Source organism: Polaribacter sp. Z014, from assembly GCF_023555435.1.
In the GTDB taxonomy this organism is placed as follows: Bacteria; Bacteroidota; Bacteroidia; order Flavobacteriales; family Flavobacteriaceae; genus Polaribacter.
The window spans coordinates 41,231-61,405 of sequence record NZ_JALCZP010000015.1 but is presented as its reverse complement, the minus strand read 5'-3'; the positions used below and the strand labels follow the sequence as shown (position 1 = coordinate 61,405).

The following is a 20,175-nucleotide window of genomic DNA, read 5'->3' as shown; positions in this document are numbered from 1 at the left end:
TTACAGCTTTTTTGTTATTATATTTGTTAAAAAATATGAATTTAAAGATTAGTTTATTAATATGTCTCTTTTTTCTTATTATTTCTTGTGAATCTAATGAAAGTGTTGAGGAAAAAGTAATTCCAGATGCAAAAATTATTTCACATACTATTTTAGAGAATAATGAAAATTTTCTAAAAACTCAAGTTGATTTAGAATTTTCAGACTCAAAAAATAAATTTTTAGAAGAACATGGTGTTTTTTGGTATAAAAAATCAACTCCTAAAAGAAAAATTAACTTTGGGGTTTTAGAAGCATCTCATTTTACAGCAGCTATTTCACAAGGTTTATTAAAAGATTCTATTTATAAAACCTATCCATTTATTAAGTTTCAAGACAAATATATTTATGGAGATACTATCACTTTCAAAAGTTTATTTACTTCTATTATAACAGTAGATGAAATTTTACCTAAAAATGGTTTTATAAATGATACAATTAAAATTATTGGTAAAAACTTTTGTGTAGAAGATTTTAGGAATAGTGTTTACCTTGGTCAATTTTCTCAATTAGATATTATTTCTGAATCAGATACTTTAATTAAAGGTACTATTCCTGCTTATTTAAAAGAATCAACACTTTCTTTAACTCTTAAAACCTGTAACACAACCACGCAAATAAAAGATGAATTTACGATAGATGAACCTATTTTAGATTCTTTAAGTTCTGGAGAAAAATATATAGGAGATGAATTAACCATTTATGGGAAAAACATTCATTCCTCAATCTCTGAGGTTTGGATAGACAATATAAAAGTAGAAGTTTTAAATAGTAATTCCATAGATAGTTTTTCAGTTAAAATCCCTAAAAATTTATCTATAGGTAAAGTAAATTTTAAATTAAAGGTAATTGATAAAGTAATTGAAAAGGAAAAATATTTTCAAACAACAACTCCATTTATAGAGAGCTTATTGCCACAAACAGTTGGTTTTCTAGACACTTTAACCATCAAAGGAAATTATTTTAAACAGAAGAACTCTCAATTAAAAGTATATGTAGGAAATAGTTTGCAAAGTATAGTAAGTCATAAAAAAAACGAAGTTAAAATTTTTATTGACCGATATTTTAACGAAACAGAGCCAAAAGTAAAATTAGAATTTAATGACTTTACGATTGAAGAACCTGTTCAAATAAAACCTCCAGTTATCAAAGGTTTCAATAAAGAGATTTATCATTTAAACGAAACTAATTTTGTGATAAAAACAGAAAGTTTTTTAGATGATGATATAGAAATAGGAGGAAGAGCAAAAACATTTGGAGTTAAAAGTGAAGTTGATGTATCAGGTAATTTAGGTTTATCTCTAAATAGTTGGTTAGACATTGATTTTTATAGTTGGGGATATAATCTAACAACACCTGGTAGTTTAGAGGTTAAGATTAAAACACAGTTTGGAGAAGATTCTAAATTGGTTAAAATTCATAAACCAGAAATAACTTCGGTAAATAAAGAAGAGTTTTTATATAATGATCATATTATTTTAACAGGAAATAATTTTGCATATAGAAGTTTTACAAAAGTTTATATAGATAATGAAGAAGTGCCTTTTCAATCAAATTCAGCTTATACATTAAATAATAGTAAAATAGAATTTCCTTTAAATATAAATACAACTGCAGGAAAGCATAAACTTTACATAATTACTGCTGGACAGAAATCTAATGAAATAGAATATAGTATCAAAAAAACAGAAGTTTTTTCTTTAAATAAAAATATGGGTACCAGAAAAGACCTTTATGAAATTCAAGGGAAAAATCTTAAAAAACTAGAAATAACTGCAGATAATTTTTATGTTTTTCAAATAGGTGAGGAAGATGAAAAAGTTACGTTTAGATTACCTTATTTTAATAAATTAAAACCAAGTTTTAAAATTACAGCTTCAAGTGGTGACCAAAAATTTGATTTAGGTACTTTTAATGGTATCGAACCTTATGATATTTTTGAAGATGCTTTTGAGAATGATGTTCGTTATTATAAAAAACACATTACTTTTTCTGATGAAGAAAATTGGTATTATTGTAATAATGATGGTGTTTTTAAGTTTTCGTTAATAAAAAATAAATGGGAAGTTTTCGATACAAATTCGCCTCCTTTTAATACCCCTCTTTTTGGAGAAAGCACATTTGTTTCTTTGGAAAATGGAATCGCAAAATATGCAATTGGAAGCCAGTTACATACTTACAACACAAATACTAAAGAATGGAATCTAATAAATCTAAAAAACATAATTATAAAAACAGGTATTGTAGTTGGTGATTTTATTTATGCAAAACAATATGATAAAATAAATTTTATAAAATATAATTTGAAAAATCAAACATTTGAAGATTTAAATAAACCATCAGATTTAAATATATCTTTTGAGAATATTACTTTTGGAGACAATAAAATATTTATAAATCCAGTGCAAGGAAGTGGATATTATTTTGATATTACGAATGATACTTGGAACAATATAGGAAGACCAAGGAATTTTTCAGGAACTTACAATAATGTTGCTCTAAAATATTTTAATGGAAATTTATATTTTAGTGGTGGTTATACAGATGGGGGAATAGAACATAGATTGTATGAGTATAATTTAATCTCAAATTCTTGGACAGAGAAAACACCAATGCTGCAAAAACTATTGAGTCATTCTATGTTTATAAAAAATGGTAAAATCTACTTTAGTCTTGGCATGAATGAAAATTATAGTATAAATTCTAATATTCAAGTTTATGATTTTATTAATGACCCGAACTAGTTTAACGGGTAATTAACGTTATATGGTATCGTATTTGCTAATTTTGTTTTATTAATAACACTATTTATGATAATTAAAAAAGTTTCATTTCTCCTTTTAATATTGATGAGTTCAATAAGTTTTTCTCAAACTTATAAAACCTATAAACCAGAAAGAAATAAAATTCACAGTTTGGTTCACACAAAATTAAAAGTAGATTTTAATTTTAGTGAAAAACAATTAAACGGGGAAGCTTGGGTTACTGCAAAACCTCACTTTTATGCAACTAATAAAATTACATTAGATGCGAAAGCGATGCTAATTCATCAAGTTTCTTTAGATAATAAGAAATTAGACTATAATTATGATGATGCTAGCATTGTTATCGATTTACCAAAGGAATATAAAAAAGACGAAGAGTTTACACTTTATATAAAATATACTGCACGTCCAGAAAAAGTACAACAGAAAGGAAGCGCAGCAATAACTGATGCAAAAGGATTGTATTTTATAAATGCTGATGGTTTAGACAAAAACAAGCCAACTCAAATCTGGACACAAGGTGAAACGGAAGCAAGTAGCTGTTGGTTTCCTACTATAGACAGTCCGAATCAAAAAACTACACAAGAAATTTATATCACCGTTCCAGATAAATATGTGACACTTTCTAATGGGAAATTAGAAAGTTCAATTAAAAACGGAACAAACAGAACCGATTATTGGAAAATGGACCAAAAGCATGCGCCTTACTTATTTTTTATGGGAGTAGGAGAGTATGAGGTTATTAAAGATTCGTATAAAAATATTCCTGTAGATTATTATGTAGAAAAAGAATATGCTCCGTATGCCAAAGATATTTTTGGTCTAACCCCAGAAATGATTGGTTTCTTTTCTGACATTTTAGGAGTAGAATATCCTTGGAATAAATACAGTCAAATTGTAGGTAGAGATTATGTTTCTGGTGCTATGGAGAATACAACGGCAGTAATTCATGGAGAACAAGCCTATCAAACTCCAGGACAGTTAATTGATGAAAATGTACAAGAAAATACCATTGCACATGAGCTTTTTCATCATTGGTTTGGAGATTTAGTAACTTCAGAAAGTTGGTCTAACTTAACTTTAAATGAATCTTTTGCAAATTATAGCGAGTATTTATGGAGAGAACATAAGTACGGGAAATTAGATGCAGATATGCATTTGTTTGAGGACCGTCAGGCTTATTTAAATGGTCAAAATACCGACAAACATTTGGTACGTTATAATTATGTAGACAAAGAAGATATGTTCGATTTAGTCACCTACAATAAAGGTGGTTCCATTTTGCACATGTTGCGTAATTATTTAGGTGATGAGGCTTTTTTCTTAGGTTTAAAAACCTATTTAAATGAAAATAAATACAAAGCTGCAGAAGTACATCAATTGAGATTGGTTTTTGAAAGAATTACAGGAAAAGACTTAAACTGGTTCTTTAATCAATGGTATTTTGGAGCTGGACACCCAAAAATTGATGTTACTTATGATTATAACACCATTCAGAAAAAAGTAACCGTTAATCTTTTGCAATTAAATGTAAATGAATTTAAATTTCCTTTGGCTATCGATGTTTTCGAAGACGGTAAAAAAACAAGACATAATGTGTTTGTGAATGGAAATGATGCTTCTTTTACGTTTCCTTACGCAAAACAACCTACATTAATTCAAATAAATGCAGATGGTGTTTTGTTATGTGAAATCACAGAAAATAAGGTGTTAAGTGATTATATTTTTCAATTAAAAAATGCTGAAAATTATCAACATAGAAGAGAAGCTTTATTAGAAGTAGCTAAGAAGCAAGAAGAAAAAGATGCTTTTAATGCAGTTGTAAATGCAATGAACGACCCTTCTTATAAAATTAGAATTTTGGCCTTACAAAAAGTAGATTTAATTAATAAGTTTTCTAAAAAAGATGCCATTTCAAAAATAATGGAAATTGCCAATAATGATAAAAAAACATTGGTACAGGCTGCAGCAATTGAAACGTTAGGGAAATTAACAGATCCAGAATTGAAATCGATATTTGTAAAAGGATTAGAAAGTAAATCATATTCTGTAATAGGAAAATCTTTGGTAGCGATGTATTATATAGACAAACCTACTGCAATTGCAAAATCTAAAGAATTACCAGACGAAATTAAAAAAATATTAGCAACGCCTTTAACACGCATTTATATAGAAGAAAATGACGAAAAGGAATTGCCTTTTATAGCAAAAAGTGTCGTTTCTGGTATGTTTTTGTCTGGTGATGATGCTACAAAAAGTTTGTATCAAAAAGCCTTTAAACAAATCTCAGAAAGCAATAATTCTGAAGCTATTCAGAATTTAGTAGATGATATGGTGGTAAAAGGAAACCAATACAAATCTTTTAATTTTGATAAGGTGGTGATTAATTTAATGAGAACCATGATAAATGATCAAAAAACCAAAAACACTTCAAATAAAATTAGAAATACTGAAATTATTAAGGAAGCAATGGCTAAGTTACTGTAGTATAAAATATTCATATTTTTTATAAGCCCAAATGGATATCCAAAACATAAAAAATAATTTAGTAGCACCAATTGCCAATCTGAATAATAAATGATGAAAATTATTGGTTAAATTAGACTGTAATAAATAAAATAAAATGGTGGAAATTATAAAAGCAAACGCAACGCATTGCGATGTTATTATAGCTACTGGAAAACAAGCCTTTCTAGAATCTCATGGGCATAGTGCTTCTAAAGAAGATATTGAACTTTATATTGATAAAGCATATCAGAAAGAAACTATTCTTACAGAGTTAAAAAACAGTAAAGTACATTATTATCTTATTTATATTGATACCATTATTGCAGGTTTTTCTAAAATTGAATTAGATACTACCAACAAAAATATAGCCGATACAAACATTACAAAGCTAGACAGAATATACCTTTTAGAAAGTTTTCATGGTAAGCAGCTAGGTGCACAATTATTTAATTTTAATTTAGAATTATCTAAAAAAAATAATCAGAATGGTATTTGGTTGGCAGTTTGGACAGAGAATAAAAAGGGAGTAAAGTTTTATCATAAAATGGGTTTTAAAATTGCTGGAGCATTTGATTTTAAAATATCTGATACGCATACCAATCCTAATCATATTATGTATTTAAAATACTAAAAACTCAATATAAAATTCGATAGGGAATTAGTACATTTTTACTTTATAAGGCATAACAAAAACTATATTTTTAATATTTAATTTTTTTCTAAAAAGAACTAAGAAGCCCAAAATACGGTTAAAAAAGTTGGCGATATTTTACAAGTTTGACGCTTTAGGTAGCGTAAAATAAAATGTGGTACCTCTATCAACTTCACTTTCAACCCAAATTTTTCCTTTATAAAATTGAATTACTTTTTTAACGATAGAAAGCCCAATTCCAGATTTACTTTCACTACCGTCTATACTTTGAAACAATTCAAATATTTTTTTAAAATATTTTTCATCAATACCTTTTCCGTTGTCTTTAATGTAAAATTCCCAAAACAGATCAGTTTCCTTTACACCAATCTCTATTTTACCAGTTTCGGTAATGATGCTTTTTATTGCGTTTTGTAGCAAATTTTGAAAGACTTGAAGAATTCTATGCTTATTACCTCTTATCATTGGCAGATCTGCAGCTACTTTAATTTCAACAGAATCTGGTATAATCATTAATTTTATAATATCATTTACCAAATCATAGGTATTAATTTCGTATTCAGGCATATCTACATTATCAATGCTAGAATATTTTAAAATACCAGTAATTAAAGATTCCATTTTTTCTAGATTTTCTAGAATTAATTGAGAATAGGTTTTACTTTCTTCTGAAAGTTTATTTTCTGAATCCTCTTCAATCCAATTAAGCAAAGTATAAATGCTATGTAAAGGTGTTTTTAAATCATGAGAAACAATGTGAGCATAATTGTTTAAATCTGTGTTTTTCTGTTCTAAATTCACCAAAAGTTCTTCTCTTGCTTTATTGGCATTTAAAATATCTTTCGATTGTTTTTCAATGTGTGCTACTAAATTTATAGATTCATTTATTTCCGAAATATTTTCTACAGAGTCAATATTTAAAACCTTTGCAATGTAATTTAGACTCTTTATAACTTTTTTAAGATTCTTTGTTTCTTTTTGTGCGTCTTTACGTTCTGTAATATCACTAACAGCACCAATTACATTTATAATTTCGTTTTCTTTATTAACTAATAAAGAAACATATAAATCTCCCCAAATAACCGTTTTGTCTTTTCTTATATATCGTTTTTCTATATTATAAGCATCAATTTCTCTATTAATTAATTTATTAAATTTATCTAAATCATTTTCTAAATCATCTGGATGTGTGAAATCTGAAAAGGTCATTTTAGTAAGGTCTTTTTCAGAGTATCCTAAAACATCCATTAATTTTTTATTTGTAAATACGGGTTTCCCTTTCAAATCTAATAATGTAATTCCTATACCTGCATTGTTAAATATGGAATAAAATTTTCTTTCGGTAAGTTTTAATTCATCTAGTTTAATGCGTAAGGTTTCTTGTAGCTTATTTTTTAGATTTTCTAGCTGGTTGTTTTTGTGTTGTAATTTTTTATATTGAAGTTGTAATTTGTAGTTGTAATATTGATTTCCTATTAGAAGAAATAGAATTAAAAGAACAATAATAATAAAGGAAATCCATTTATAGGCAACGTAAATAAACTTGTCTTTTTTAATCTTTTCAATGTCTATTTTATGAATAAGAATAAGGGCTTTATTGTCTTTGTAAGAGTTGTTTTTTATACTATTATCATCTATTGTTAATTTTTTATAGACATAAATAAAATTCTTATTGGTGTAACTACCAGTAGCATGTTGGTGTATCTCATTCCATAGTTTTTTCTCTGTTTTATATAATGTCAAACTATCAGAATTTGACGTAATATGAGCAAAGTTGTTGTGTTTGTTTTTAGAGATTAAACTAAATCCTTCTTCAGTTCTAAGCTCAAAATCTGCATATTCTCCCTTGTTCTGTGTAGCCAATTTATGAAACAAATTATCCATAAAATAGTTAATTACTATTAAGCCATTCCACTTTCCATTTGGTGTATATACTTTTTTTGCAACTCTAAGCACCGGGTTGTATGGAGTTTCAATTTTTCCATATTCCATATTCAAATCAATATTAGAAAAATAAATATCACCTTTTTGTACTTTTACAGCATTCTTAAAATAATAACGATTGCTTTTATTTTGAAGTTTATTATATTCTTTCACTTTAGCCGCATTAATGCTATCAAAATCTACACGAATCGTTTCAAGACCTAAAGTATCAATAAATCGAACCTGATCGTAAGTAGTTTGTAGGTTTGATAAATGAAGAAAAAACTCCTTAAGTTTTTCTTTTTTAGGTTGATTATCTCCTGCAAAATCTTTACTGAATTCCCAATGAATAAGATCAATATCCGTTGCCAAAGACCTGTACATATCATTAATTATAATCCCTTTAGAATTTAAATCATTAACTGCTCCATTTTTAATAATTTCTAGTTGATTTTCAGTAATTATTCTATAATAATTATGAATAATTAAATAACTAATTAAAGACAAAGGAATTAAGAAAAGGAATAGTTTTTTAATATTTATAAATTTCATTATTAGTTTTTTAAGAAAAATAAAACGGTGTTGTTTTATAAAGTAATAATTTATTTTAACATAGTGAAATTCTAAATTATTTAGATTTTAAATGTATAGTAAAAGTCTTAAATAGTAAAGTATTTATTAAGGTTTGTTTTTAAGTGCTCTATAATTATTTAGAGAATTTATGATAGTAGAAATCAAAGAGATGTTGTAGATTTCCGTTTCTAAAAAAATACAATGCTTTATTTTATTACAATTATTATACTACTCATTATTTTGTATATGAGTTTAAAACCTAATAAAAAGGAAAAAATAATTCCTTTAGAAAAAGGGGTAATTCCAACGCATTGGCATCAAAGATTAGCAGATAATGTACTTTTCTATAAGAAACTTACCCATAAAGAACAAAAATTATTTTGTGCTAAGATGGTCTATTTCTTAGAAGTAACAAATATAGAAGCCATTCATTTTAAACTAGAAGAGTTAGATAAGTTGTTAATTGCAGCCAGTGCGGTAATTCCTGTTTTTAGATTTCCAACATGGCATTATGCGAATTTATATACGGTATTAATTTATCCAGATTATTTTGATGAAGACCTGCAATTTAGCAGTAAAACCGAAGGCAGAAATATAGGTGGTTTGGTAGGTACGGGACGTTTCGAAAATCAAATGATTTTATCTAGAAAGGCATTACATCTGGGTTTTCAAAATAAAACAGACAAAGGCAATACTGCTATTCATGAATTTATTCATTTATTAGACAAAGCAGATGGGGTTATAGATGGCATTCCGGCTGCTTTGTTAGATAAACAATTTACAATTCCTTATTTACAGATAATTCATAAAGAAATGGAAGCTATTAATAATGACAAATCAGATATTCGAAATTATGGTGGCACCTCAGAAATTGAATTTTTAGCCGTTGCAGGAGAATATTTTTTTGAAAGACCTAAGTTGTTTAAAAGAAAGCATCCAGAATTGTATACAATGCTAGAAGCTTGTTTTGTGAAATGAGATAATGGTTTAAAAGGTAGATTAAGTATACCTTTTAACTATAAAAATAAACTTCTTTTCGGCTCTTACTAAAGTCAAAAAGAAGTTTATTTTGTGTTATTTTTTCATTACAAATTGATTTGTAATATTCTCGATATCCTTTTGGGTAACCTTTTTGGCAGATTTCTTTATTTTTTTGATAAAGACCGCTACTTCTTCGGCACTTCCTGGAGCTCCTAAATTTTGATTATTAGCATCATTAGAGTCTGTAATTACTTTTAAATTAGCATCTAAAATTAACCAAAAAGGTAAGCCAGCTTTATCTCCATTATACTTTTTTAATACTTCTAGAGAACCTGGATTTTCTAAATTTCTATTTTTTGCAGATTCTTTAACAACAATAGGTACAATTACATAATTGTCATCAAAAAACTTTTTAGTATTTTTAGATTGCATGTCTTTGGTCATTTTATGGCACCAACTACACCAAGAGGCTTCAAATTTTATAAAAATAGATTTCCCTTCTTTTTTTGCAAGCTCTTGCGCATTTTCTAATAAATTTTTTGTGCTTTCTTGTGCGGAAACTTGTTGATTAAAAGCGAATAAAGAAGTTATAAAAAGTGCTAGAAATTTAGTTTTCATAGATGTTTTTTTAATGTTTAAAATGTTTTTTTTTGTACTGTCTCAATAATTTACTAAGATAACTTTTTTAAAGCTTCTATAATTTCATCAGGCTCAGAACGTGTTCTATAATCAACATTTACATAATTCCATGTAACTATGCCTTTGCGGTTCAATATAAAAGTGGCAGGAATTGGCAATACACTAGCATTACCATTATTTATTTTATCTAAATCAAGATTGCGATCTACGCGCATGTGTTCTGCCATAAATTCTGGTACTTCCCAAGCAACACCATATTTAGAAGCTATTTTTGCATTTTGATCAGACATAACTATAAAATCCATTTCACTAATCTCACTTTTCGTTAAGGATCCATCAGGCACTTGCGGACTAATAGCAACTAAGTTAGCTCCTAAGTCTTTAATTTCGTTTAATTTAGCTTGTAAAGCTCTCAGTTGTAAATTACAGTACGGACACCAATCTCCTCGGTAAAATGTAATTACAAGCGGACCTTCTTCTAATAAAGAATCTAAAGAAATTAATTTTCCTTCTGCATTTGGCAACTCAAAACTAGGTGCTTTTTCTCCAACTTTTAGCGCATTTTTTCCTTCTTCAAAAGCTTTTGCTTTAGTTATTATAGCATCAACACCTTGCATGAAATCAGGGTTATTTTTTCTTCCAGCTGCAATTTTAGCATCTGTTTGTGCTCTTAAATTCTTCATTATTTTATTTTTATATTACCAAAAACATCACTAATAATTGAATTTAAAAAGAGTGAATTTATAGATTCATTCTTTTTAGATATTTAAAATGAAATATTTATCATCTTAATACTTTTATAAGTAAGCTGTTTTCGCAAAGCTAAAGAAAAGATAGTTACCATTGTGTTGATTTATGTGTTATGTAAAGCTTTTTTTAAAAGAAATTCAAATGAAAATATGTCATTTTATTCTAAGGTAATTATGACAATTATTCATAATTATGACAAAATATCATAGAATATTTTAGATAAAAGCAATTAATTTATTTTGGTATTTTTTTTGTTTAAAAAACTATGAAGTCTAAAAGATTTCATAATTGAAATAATGTTTAATTTAAAATTTTATAATTATGAGCAATTTAGTAAGTGTTCCTAAAAATGGAAGTTTAGAGAACAGTAATTCAAATCAAAACGTTCTAACTTTGTCAAATTGGTTAGATGACATCTTTAACAGAGAACTGCCATCAGTATTCTCTTCCAATTTTAATACTGGTATTACTTTACCCAAAGTAAACATAAAAGAAACTGCTGATTCTTTTATAGTGGAAATGGCGGTTCCAGGTTTAAAAAAATCAGATTTTCATATAGACCTAGATAATCAAGTATTATCTATCTCTACAGAAACAAAAAAAGAAAGTGAACACAAGGAAGATAATTATACCCGTAGAGAGTTTGGTTATTCTTCTTTTAAAAGAACCTTTAATTTACCAGAAACGGTTAATGATGAAAAGATTAATGCAAATTATGACAATGGTATTCTAAATATTCTTTTACCTAAAAAAGAAGAAGCCAAACAAAAGCCTGTAAGAAACATACAGATTTTATAATTGTATCACTTAATTTTAGAATCAAATATTAAGAGGGATGCTGATTTTTTTCAGCATCCTCTTAATAATCAATTTATTTCTTTAAAATTATATTATGATATCAGCAGAATTTATATCTGGAGATTGAATAAAAGTTTTAGACTGCCCTTAAATTAATTATAAATTAAACTTTAAAGTGATGAAAAAATATATTTTATTATTTATGCTTGGCTTGTTAAGCGTTGGTTGCAAAGGACAAGAAAATGAAACTAAAAAAGTTGAAAAAGGAGGAAACAAAACAAATGTAATTGAAGAACCAAAAGGCACATGGAAAGTTGATAAGGAATTTGATGAAAATGGAAATTTAACCAAATATGACAGTATTTATTCTTGGTCGTCCAATAAAAAGTTAGAGAATCTCTCATTGTCCGATAGAGATAGTTTGATAGAATCCTTTAAATCACGATTTTTTTCAAATTTTTTAGGATTTGAAAACCAGGGGTTTGATAATGTGTTTTCTAAAGATTCACTTTTTAGCAAACATTTTTTTAATGATCATTTTTTTGAAAGTGAATTTGGTAATGATTTTATGAATATTGATACATTAAGACAACAAATGATTGTTAGACAAAAGAAATTTTTAGAAAAATATCAATCAGAATTTATTAAACCTAAAGACGAGAACTAAATAGGTTTTGTCTTTTTTATTAGTATCTAAAGCTATAAAAGAATAAAATCATTTCTAAAAAGCAAATACAATTTTAACTATAGTTCATAAATGAGATAGTATCTTTGCGCTTTATTTTATTTATGTCTATAAACACACTTTTAATAACACCACCTTTTACGCAATTAAATACTGCGTATCCTGCAACTGCATATATTAAAGGATTTTTAGATTCTAAAAATGTACCAACAACTCAAATGGATTTAAGTATCGAGTTGTTTACGGCAGTGTTTACCAAAGAATTTATAGACGCTATTTTTAAACAAGCAGAAATGCTCGGCAATAAAGAGTTGCCTTTAGTTTGGAAACAAAGAGAGGATTACATAAATAAAGTAGATTCTGTAATGGATTATTTGCGTGTACAAGAAGTTACGGCGGCGTATCAAATTGTGCATAAAGATTATTTACCTCACGGGCACCGACGTATAAAATTAAACAAAGATTTAAGTACAGAGTTCGGGAAATTAGGAATCTTAGACAAAGCAAAACATATTGCAACGCTGTTTGTAGAAGAATTGGGCGATTTTATCAACACCAATGTAGACGAGTTTTTCTCGTTTACACGCTATGCCGAACAAATTGGTAGAGCCGCTTCTAGTTTTGATGAGATAGATGACTGTTTACAGTTCGAAACTACGCTGATAGAAGATGAAATGTTGTATTTGTTGGATGAGAAATTACAACAAAATAACTACGATTTAATCTGTTTTACCATTCCTTTTCCAGGGAATTTATTTTCCGCTTTGCGATGTGCTCAGTTTATAAAACAAAATTATCCTGAAATTAAAATAGGAATGGGTGGTGGTTATTGCAACACCGAATTAAGACGTTTATCAGATCCTAGAATTTTCGATTTTGTAGATTTTATTACGTTAGATGATGGCGAAGGTCCGTTGTTAAGAATCACCGAATTTTTAGACGGTAAAATAGGTGAGGAGTCTTTAGAAAGAACTTATATCTGTAAAAATGATACAGTAATATTTGCTGATAAAAAACCAAATACTATTTTTCATCATAAGAATTTACCAGCGCCAAGTTATATTGGTTTGCCAACCGAAAAATATTTATCTTTTTTAGATGTTATGAATCCGATGCACAGAATGTGGTCTGATGGTAAGTGGAATAAACTAACCATTTCTCATGGTTGTTATTGGAAAAAATGTACTTTCTGTGATGTAAACCTAGATTATATCAGCAATTATCAAAATACAACGGCAGATGATTTGGTGGATAAAATTGAGAAAATAATTTCCGAAACCGGAATTACAGGTTTTCATTTTGTAGACGAAGCTGCACCACCTAAAATGCTAAGAGCATTGGCGAATAAGTTGATAGAACGAAAAGTGTACATTACTTGGTGGACCAATATTCGTTTCGAAAAAACTTTTAATGCCGAATTATGCGCGTTGCTTTCTAAATCTGGCTGTATTGCTGTAACCGGTGGATTAGAAGTTGCTTCAGACAGGTTATTGGCAAAAATGAAAAAAGGAGTTGATATTGGGCAAGTAGCTAGAGTTACTAAAGCTTTTGCTGATGAAAATATTATGGTGCACGCCTATTTAATGTTTGGGTTCCCTACAGAAACGGCACAAGAAACCATTGATTCTTTAGAAGTTGTACGTCAGTTATTTTATAACAATTGCATTCAATCTGCATTTTGGCATCAGTTTGCATGTACAAGCCACAGTCCGGTTGGTAAAAACCCAGATGAATTTGAAATCAATATTATTGGTCCAGAATTTAAAGGTTTTGCAGAAAACGATTTGTATCACGAAGATCCAACAGGAGCAGAGCATCACTTATATAGCGAAGGTTTAAATATTGCTTTAAATAATTACTTAAATCACAAGGGATTTGAAATTCCGATAGACGACTATTTCAATTTTAAAGTTCCTAGAATTACTTTAGAAAGTAATTTGATTGCAGATTGTTTAAAGGAATAGAAGCTATTATTTTATAAACATCATTGCGAGTTTTCTAATACATCTTTTTAATTTGTCATTGCGAAGTTTACTTTTTTGTAAACTGTGGCAATCTCGTATGTAATAAATAGATTGCTTCGTGCCTCGCAATGACAAGTTTATTTTTATTTTGCGTACGCTCCAGAGGAATATGTTAACTCATAACTATGTGTGTAAACTTCAAAGACAATACCGAAAGGATCTTCTACATAGCACATTTTAAAAGGTTTGTCTTTTGGGTAATATTCTCTAATTGGCATTCTTTGTTTACCGCCGTAAGCCACAATTTTAGCTACCAATTCTTCAATATTTGGGTCTTGGATACAAAAATGAAAAAGCCCTGTATTGAAAGGGCTAAACTCTGGCGCTTCCTTTATACCTTGTGGAAAAGAAAATAATTCTACCCCAATTCCGTCTGAAGTAGACAAATGCGCAATTTCAAATTCGGTCCAATCTTCACCAAAAACATCAATACACATCATGCCAATGGCAGTTTTTTTTTCTTTTTTAACCGTAGATGGCTCCATAATAATATACCAACCCATTACTTCCGAATAAAATTTTACTGCCTCTTTAATATTAGGAACCGTAAGACCAATATGTGAAAATGACTTAGGATACTCTTGTTTTGTATTCATAATAATTAATTTAAGTTGCAAAATTAATTTATATTTGCCTTATAAGCAATAACTTACCTAAAAGTAGTATAGTTACCAAAACGAGTAAAATATTGATTATCAATATAATAAATATATCATTTTGATAGAAAAAAATACATGTCCGTTAAATTATACCATGAATTTAATAGGTACAAAATGGAAACCTTTAGTTTTATTTCATTTATTAGAAGGTGGTTTACGTTCTGGAGTACTGCAAAAACATATTGCAGGTATTTCTAACAAAATGTTTACACAGACTGTTAGAGAATTAGAAAAAGACGGACTTATTTCTAGAAAAGTATATCCTGTTGTTCCACCAAAGGTGGAATATAAATTAACTAAAAGAGGCCAGTCTTTAGAAGGGATTTTAAGAAGTTTAGACGAATGGGGGTTGGAAGATACTTTGAATCAATAAAATCGATCTATTTTTAAATGCAGGTAATTTTTATTGGTTTTATTGCCGAATTAAATTCAGTAATAAAACCAATAAAATTAATTTACGCTAATTTCTCTTAAACAAACAATAAAATAATTGTCAATACAATTCCACCAGCAGCAAAATACATTCCTTTTTTAAAGACTGGCATTTTAGGCGTGTACATCCAAAAAGCAGAAAACACAAAAAAGAGCAATGCTACACCAAAAAAGATATTTAAAAAATAAAGTGGACTATTGGTATTTGCTTTGTGTAATTTTTCCATTTTATCTAGCACAAATGGTAATTGCATTTTTTTAATATTGGCAAGACCTGTAGTTTGGTTGTAATTTCCGTTTCTTAGGTATAATACAGCTCCTTCTTGCTTTATTACTTTTGCTCCTTTTTTAAAGATAGGAGCTAGGTCTCTAGCAGTTAAGTTTGGCGCTAATTTTTTCTCAGTAATTACTTCTGTTTTTAAGAAATCTGTATCTCTAAAAATCATAATAATTCCGCTTAACGCATACACAAACATAATTCCTGCTAAAAAATAACCTAAATATCTGTGAATAATTCTAACTTGTAATGAAACTGGATTTTTTCTTTTTGCCATGACGATATAAGATTTTAAAGTCTATTATATAGACATAAAATTACAATAAAGGTTTAACTTAAAAGCTTCTTTTTATTAAAAATATAGTACTTTTTTATCAACCTTTTGGTATCGTTTTTTATGTTAAAGATATGCCGTTCTAACTTCCTTTTATTTAATTAGATTTCATGTGTACATCCATTTGTGGAAAAGGAATGTTAATGTTATGTTCAATGAATTTACGTCTCATAACTCTACGGATATCACTTTTCATTCTGTCGGAACCAAAGATAGTACTGCTATAAAATAACACTTGAAAATTTAAAGAAGAATCTCCAAAACTCACCAATCTAGCTTCTATGGTTTTTTTAGCATCTACCTCTAAATGTTCTCTGGCACTTTCTTCTAGAATTTTAATTACAAATTCTACATCACTTTCATAAGACACCCCAATATCTATTCTAAAACGGTTTAAATGTGTTTGATGGCTCCAGTTAATCACTTTATTTGTGGTGATTAAAGAGTTAGGAATTATAATAGAAATATCATCTGTATTCAATCCTTTAGAGGTACGTAAACCAATCTCTTGTATTTTTACGATATCTCCATCTATTTCTAAAACATCAGAAATTCTAATAGATCTTTCCGAAAGTAAAATAATCCCAGAAATAATATCATTAAAAGTTTGTTGCAAACCAAGACCAACTCCTACCAATAATGCTGCAGAACCAGCAATTAATATAGTTACTTTAATGCCTAGTGTTTCTAAAACTAATCCGAATGCGATCACCCAAATTACATATTTTATAATTTGAAATAAAGAATAGGTATTCCCTTCATTAAATTCTTCTACGTTTTTATGTCTAAACATAGATTTCTTTAATAACCATAAAACCATTTTTGTGAAAAGTATTATTAAAAGTACCATACATAAAGTACTTACTTTTAAGCTATATTCTTCAAGACTAAGAAGTTCAAAGTCTAAAATTTTCTTTACTAATTCCATCTAGTTTTTATTATTAATTTTCCTGTTTGTTATCTTTTTCTTTATTTTTTATAAAACATATTTGTCAAAAATATCATTTATGGTAGTTGCCGGATTTTCGCACAAACCCGGATGCGTTTTAGAACTCTGTATTATAGTGCTTCTGCAAGCTGCCAACCATCTAAATCGATCTGATATTTCAAAGGCACCTATTTTACCACCAGCAGATTTTCCGTCGCAAATTAATTTCCATGCATTTAAATAGTTATTAAGAGTTTCTAGTTCTAATTCTGGCGCCATTGCTTTTAGCTTGTCTGCATTGATATGATATTTGATATCTAAGAACTTTTTACGTTTAGAGAATAAAATTACACCTACATTAAAGAATTCTTCACGTTCTACTTTTGGCACCAATCTAATAATAGCGTATTCAAAGGTAACTTTATCTTGCATTTTCGGCTTCTTTAACTAATTCGTCAATCATAGAAAGTTTTGCATTTAAAAATTGAGTATATGCAGCTCTTATTTCGTTTGGATTTAAAACATCTCCTTCATTCAATAACCAGTCTTCCGGAATGTTCGCAATAATTTCTTTGATTACATCTGCATTGATTCGTTCTTTTATTTCTGAGGAAGCTTCTTGTAAATGAGTCGCTTTAGGTAAAAGTACATGGTCTTTTATTAAAGGAAAAGTTCTTGTTAAATGGTTTTCCCAAGTTTCCCAATTATGATGAAAATAGAAACTAGCTCCATTATCAATAATCCAAAGTTCATTATTCCAGTTTAGTAGATTGGTGTTTTTAGCAGTTCTATCAATATTACTAATCAAACTATCTAAAATAACCACTTTAGAAGCCGTGAATGCATCTACCTCAGAAACCAAAGGGTCGTAGGTAATGGCGCTAGATAAAAAATGGAGTCCTAAATTTAAACCGACGCTAAATTTTAATAAATCCTGAATTTCCTCATCGGGTTCCGTTTTGCTAAAAGAGTCGTCTAGATTCATAAAAACCAACTCGGGTACATGTAAGCCAATTGCTCTTGCGAGTTCTCCTCCAATAAATTCTGAGATCAATGCTTTTTTACCTTGACCTGCACCTCTAAACTTAAGCACATATAAAAAACCATCATCTGCTTTTACGATTGCGGGCAAAGATCCACCTTCTCTTAAAGGTTGTAAGTATTGAACAACGTTTACTGTTCTAATATCTATTTTATTCATAAATACTAAATTATACTATTTAAATAAATTGAAGATAAAAAAGGAAAATTTGTTTTGCACAATCCTAAGAAGTTTCTTTTTGACTATTTCTGATATTCTTCAAAAGTTCCATCAGAATAAAAAACGACAATACGTTGTATTTTTTTTCCGACTGCTTCAGAAGAAGAAGTATCATTAAATAAAGTTGGAGTACCAGTAGAAGTTAATTTAGGTTCAATTTTATTTTCTACATTTTTAGGAAAACTACCTTTTCCATTTAACAACCAATACATGTCTACGTCATTAAATTCTGTTGTTACTTTTAGAATAAAATCTAAACTAGGTTTGTTTCTTCCAGAGAGTATATGAGAAATACTAGAACGTTGTACACCTATTTTATCTGCAAACATAGAGGCAGATAATTGATGAAATTCCATCACCTTTTTTAATCGAGTAGTAAATTCAGATATGTTTACCATTGTAAAAGTATTGCTTTATACAAATGTATACAATCTAAGAGTAGTAACAAAGTATAACATTGTAAATAATTACAAGACAGAATATATGATTAAATTAAAACTTTAAGTAAGTTGTGTAATTAACTTAAATTAAGCAAATTAAAAATCAAACATAAAGAATTCTTATAAGGTTTAAGTGAGTTATGACAACCATTCACTAGTTTACAGTTTACAATTTACAACAGTAACATTTGTAACCCAAATCACACTTTACAATTGTAACATTTTGTTGATTTACAATTGTAACTTGTAAATTAGTAACAATTGTAAATAAGAGTATAGGAGAAAATTATTCAAATAAAATACCTTTAAAAAAGAGTGATTTATTAAAAAAAAAATCACTTTTTTAATATTAAGATGATTAATTATAAATGATCGTTAGGTTTCAAAAATTCTTTATTTTTGAAAAAAAATACATCATCGAATATGAATACTTTACCAATCAATTTTTTAGAAAATATTTACGCCCAGCAAAAAGAAAGTACTCTGCATGGAAAATGGATTACCTATAAAGACATTGAGAATCTATTTTCTAAATATGCTTCTAAGTTTGAAGTTTCTCAAATTGGTTCTTCCGAAGAAAACAGACCTATTCATCAATTAAAAATTGGAAATGGTGCCAAGAAAATATTATTATGGTCTCAAATGCACGGAAATGAAAGTACAGGTACAAGAGCATTATTCGACCTTTTTAATTGTATTTTAAATTCGTCAGAAAGTATTTTTACTAAAATATTAGAAGAATGTACCTTGGTTTTTATACCAATGTTAAATCCTGATGGCGCACAAGCTTATACAAGAGTGAATGCAAACGAAGTAGATTTAAATAGAGATGCTGTTAATAGAAAAGCAAAAGAAAGTAAGCTTTTACGCAGTGTTTTAGAGCAATTCAATCCTCAGTTTTGCTTCAATTTACATGACCAAAGAACTATTTTTAGTGTAGAAGGTACTAAAAACCCAGCAACGATTTCTTTTTTAGCGCCATCCGAAGAAATTACGAGAGGTCTTACAGAAGGTAGAATAGCAACAATGGATGTTATAGTAAGTATGAATACGATGTTGCAAAACGTGATTCCTAATTTTGTTGGTAGATATACAGATGAGTTTTACCCAACAGCAACGGGAGATAACTTTCAGAAGCTAGGACATAATACTATTTTAATAGAATCAGGACATTATCCTGATGATTATGACAGGGAGGAAACAAGAAAATATACATTCTTTTCTATATTACAAGGATTGCATCACATTGCTAATTCTGCAACCTTTATAGCGTATGAAGATTATTTTAATATTCCGAATAACGATAAAATTTTCTATGATATCATTCATCGATATGCAGACTCTAAAAATGATATTGCTTATCAATATGTAGATAAAATTATAGACGGGAAATTTGTTTCAAAATTAAACAAAGTAGATGAAAATAGTTTAAAATTCAAGATTGGGCACTCCGAAATCGTTTTCGAAGATAAAATTGTTTAAGTATTTGTCAGTTTTGTGCTAGTTA

At 28.3% G+C, this 20,175-nt stretch carries 18 protein-coding genes; 9 read left to right on the top strand and 9 right to left on the bottom strand.

Translation table 11 applies throughout. The annotated features are described in order from the left end of the window. The first annotated feature begins 35 nt into the window (after positions 1 to 35). The 3 genes from MPF19_RS14440 to MPF19_RS14430 all read left to right on the top strand — a co-directional run bounded on the left by MPF19_RS14440 (position 36) and on the right by MPF19_RS14430 (position 5,943). Positions 36 to 2,783: a Kelch repeat-containing protein gene (locus MPF19_RS14440; protein ID WP_249988794.1), complete on the top strand. Its 2,748-nt coding sequence runs from the start codon at positions 36 to 38 to the stop codon at positions 2,781 to 2,783. Between the two features lie 105 nt (positions 2,784 to 2,888). Continuing rightward, complete coding sequence (locus tag MPF19_RS14435) at positions 2,889 to 5,291, top strand: M1 family metallopeptidase (protein WP_249988793.1); 2,403 nt, start codon at positions 2,889 to 2,891, stop codon at positions 5,289 to 5,291. Between the two features lie 136 nt (positions 5,292 to 5,427). After that, positions 5,428 to 5,943, top strand: a complete 516-nt coding sequence (locus MPF19_RS14430; protein WP_249988792.1) for a GNAT family N-acetyltransferase — start codon at positions 5,428 to 5,430, stop codon at positions 5,941 to 5,943. Between the two features lie 138 nt (positions 5,944 to 6,081). Here the strand turns inward: MPF19_RS14430 and MPF19_RS14425 are convergent, their stop codons facing one another. Next, entirely contained in the window at positions 6,082 to 8,439 is a 2,358-nt protein-coding gene (locus MPF19_RS14425; protein WP_249988791.1) for a sensor histidine kinase, read from the bottom strand. 222 nt (positions 8,440 to 8,661) lie between these two features. On the opposite strand from MPF19_RS14425, the gene MPF19_RS14420 reads away from it, so the two are divergent. Beyond that, positions 8,662 to 9,438 (top strand): M90 family metallopeptidase, encoded by a 777-nt coding sequence (locus MPF19_RS14420; RefSeq protein WP_249988790.1) that lies wholly within the window; start codon positions 8,662 to 8,664, stop codon positions 9,436 to 9,438. A gap of 96 nt (positions 9,439 to 9,534) precedes the next feature. On the opposite strand, the gene MPF19_RS14415 is transcribed toward MPF19_RS14420, so the two are convergent. Both MPF19_RS14415 and MPF19_RS14410 read right to left on the bottom strand, forming a co-directional pair. Further along, a complete protein-coding gene (locus MPF19_RS14415; protein WP_249988789.1) occupies positions 9,535 to 10,059 on the bottom strand; it encodes a thioredoxin family protein in 525 nt (174 codons plus the stop codon). A gap of 53 nt (positions 10,060 to 10,112) precedes the next feature. Continuing rightward, positions 10,113 to 10,763 carry a peroxiredoxin-like family protein gene (locus MPF19_RS14410; protein WP_249988788.1) on the bottom strand — a complete coding sequence of 217 codons (651 nt, stop codon included), beginning with the start codon at positions 10,761 to 10,763 and terminating at the stop codon, positions 10,113 to 10,115. Between the two features lie 388 nt (positions 10,764 to 11,151). Here MPF19_RS14410 and MPF19_RS14405 point away from each other — a divergent pair, with 388 nt between their 5' ends. The 3 genes from MPF19_RS14405 to MPF19_RS14395 all read left to right on the top strand — a co-directional run bounded on the left by MPF19_RS14405 (position 11,152) and on the right by MPF19_RS14395 (position 14,277). Next, positions 11,152 to 11,628: an Hsp20/alpha crystallin family protein gene (locus MPF19_RS14405; protein WP_203392449.1), complete on the top strand. Its 477-nt coding sequence runs from the start codon at positions 11,152 to 11,154 to the stop codon at positions 11,626 to 11,628. Positions 11,629 to 11,806: 178 nt separating this feature from the next. Continuing rightward, positions 11,807 to 12,295 (top strand): hypothetical protein, encoded by a 489-nt coding sequence (locus MPF19_RS14400; RefSeq protein ID WP_249988787.1) that lies wholly within the window; start codon positions 11,807 to 11,809, stop codon positions 12,293 to 12,295. A 122-nt stretch (positions 12,296 to 12,417) separates the two neighbouring features. Then, on the top strand, positions 12,418 to 14,277 hold the full coding sequence (locus tag MPF19_RS14395; RefSeq protein ID WP_249988786.1) for a B12-binding domain-containing radical SAM protein: 1,860 nt from the start codon (positions 12,418 to 12,420) through the stop codon (positions 14,275 to 14,277). 143 nt (positions 14,278 to 14,420) lie between these two features. Here the strand turns inward: MPF19_RS14395 and MPF19_RS14390 are convergent, their stop codons facing one another. Further along, complete coding sequence (locus tag MPF19_RS14390) at positions 14,421 to 14,933, bottom strand: VOC family protein (RefSeq protein ID WP_249988785.1); 513 nt, start codon at positions 14,931 to 14,933, stop codon at positions 14,421 to 14,423. Positions 14,934 to 15,090: 157 nt separating this feature from the next. On the opposite strand from MPF19_RS14390, the gene MPF19_RS14385 reads away from it, so the two are divergent. After that, positions 15,091 to 15,369, top strand: a complete 279-nt coding sequence (locus tag MPF19_RS14385; protein WP_249988814.1) for a winged helix-turn-helix transcriptional regulator — start codon at positions 15,091 to 15,093, stop codon at positions 15,367 to 15,369. 97 nt (positions 15,370 to 15,466) lie between these two features. Here the strand turns inward: MPF19_RS14385 and MPF19_RS14380 are convergent, their stop codons facing one another. The 5 genes from MPF19_RS14380 to MPF19_RS14360 all read right to left on the bottom strand — a co-directional run bounded on the left by MPF19_RS14380 (position 15,467) and on the right by MPF19_RS14360 (position 18,626). After that, the gene (locus MPF19_RS14380) at positions 15,467 to 15,982 is read right to left on the bottom strand and encodes a PepSY-associated transmembrane domain-containing protein (RefSeq protein ID WP_249988784.1); all 516 of its coding nucleotides are present in this window, start codon (positions 15,980 to 15,982) and stop codon (positions 15,467 to 15,469) included. 154 nt (positions 15,983 to 16,136) lie between these two features. Next, positions 16,137 to 16,967, bottom strand: a complete 831-nt coding sequence (locus MPF19_RS14375) for a mechanosensitive ion channel family protein (RefSeq protein WP_249988783.1) — start codon at positions 16,965 to 16,967, stop codon at positions 16,137 to 16,139. A 48-nt stretch (positions 16,968 to 17,015) separates the two neighbouring features. Next, positions 17,016 to 17,399 (bottom strand): DUF3037 domain-containing protein, encoded by a 384-nt coding sequence (locus tag MPF19_RS14370; RefSeq protein ID WP_203392455.1) that lies wholly within the window; start codon positions 17,397 to 17,399, stop codon positions 17,016 to 17,018. Next, positions 17,389 to 18,168 (bottom strand): HipA family kinase, encoded by a 780-nt coding sequence (locus tag MPF19_RS14365; protein ID WP_249988782.1) that lies wholly within the window; start codon positions 18,166 to 18,168, stop codon positions 17,389 to 17,391. Before MPF19_RS14365 ends, MPF19_RS14370 begins: the two co-directional genes overlap by 11 nt. 83 nt (positions 18,169 to 18,251) lie before the next feature. Then, entirely contained in the window at positions 18,252 to 18,626 is a 375-nt protein-coding gene (locus MPF19_RS14360) for a helix-turn-helix domain-containing protein (RefSeq protein ID WP_249988781.1), read from the bottom strand. Positions 18,627 to 19,067: 441 nt separating this feature from the next. Between MPF19_RS14360 and MPF19_RS14355 the strand changes: the two genes are divergently transcribed. Next, positions 19,068 to 20,150: a M14 family metallopeptidase gene (locus tag MPF19_RS14355; protein WP_249988780.1), complete on the top strand. Its 1,083-nt coding sequence runs from the start codon at positions 19,068 to 19,070 to the stop codon at positions 20,148 to 20,150. Positions 20,151 to 20,175: the final 25 nt, after the last annotated feature.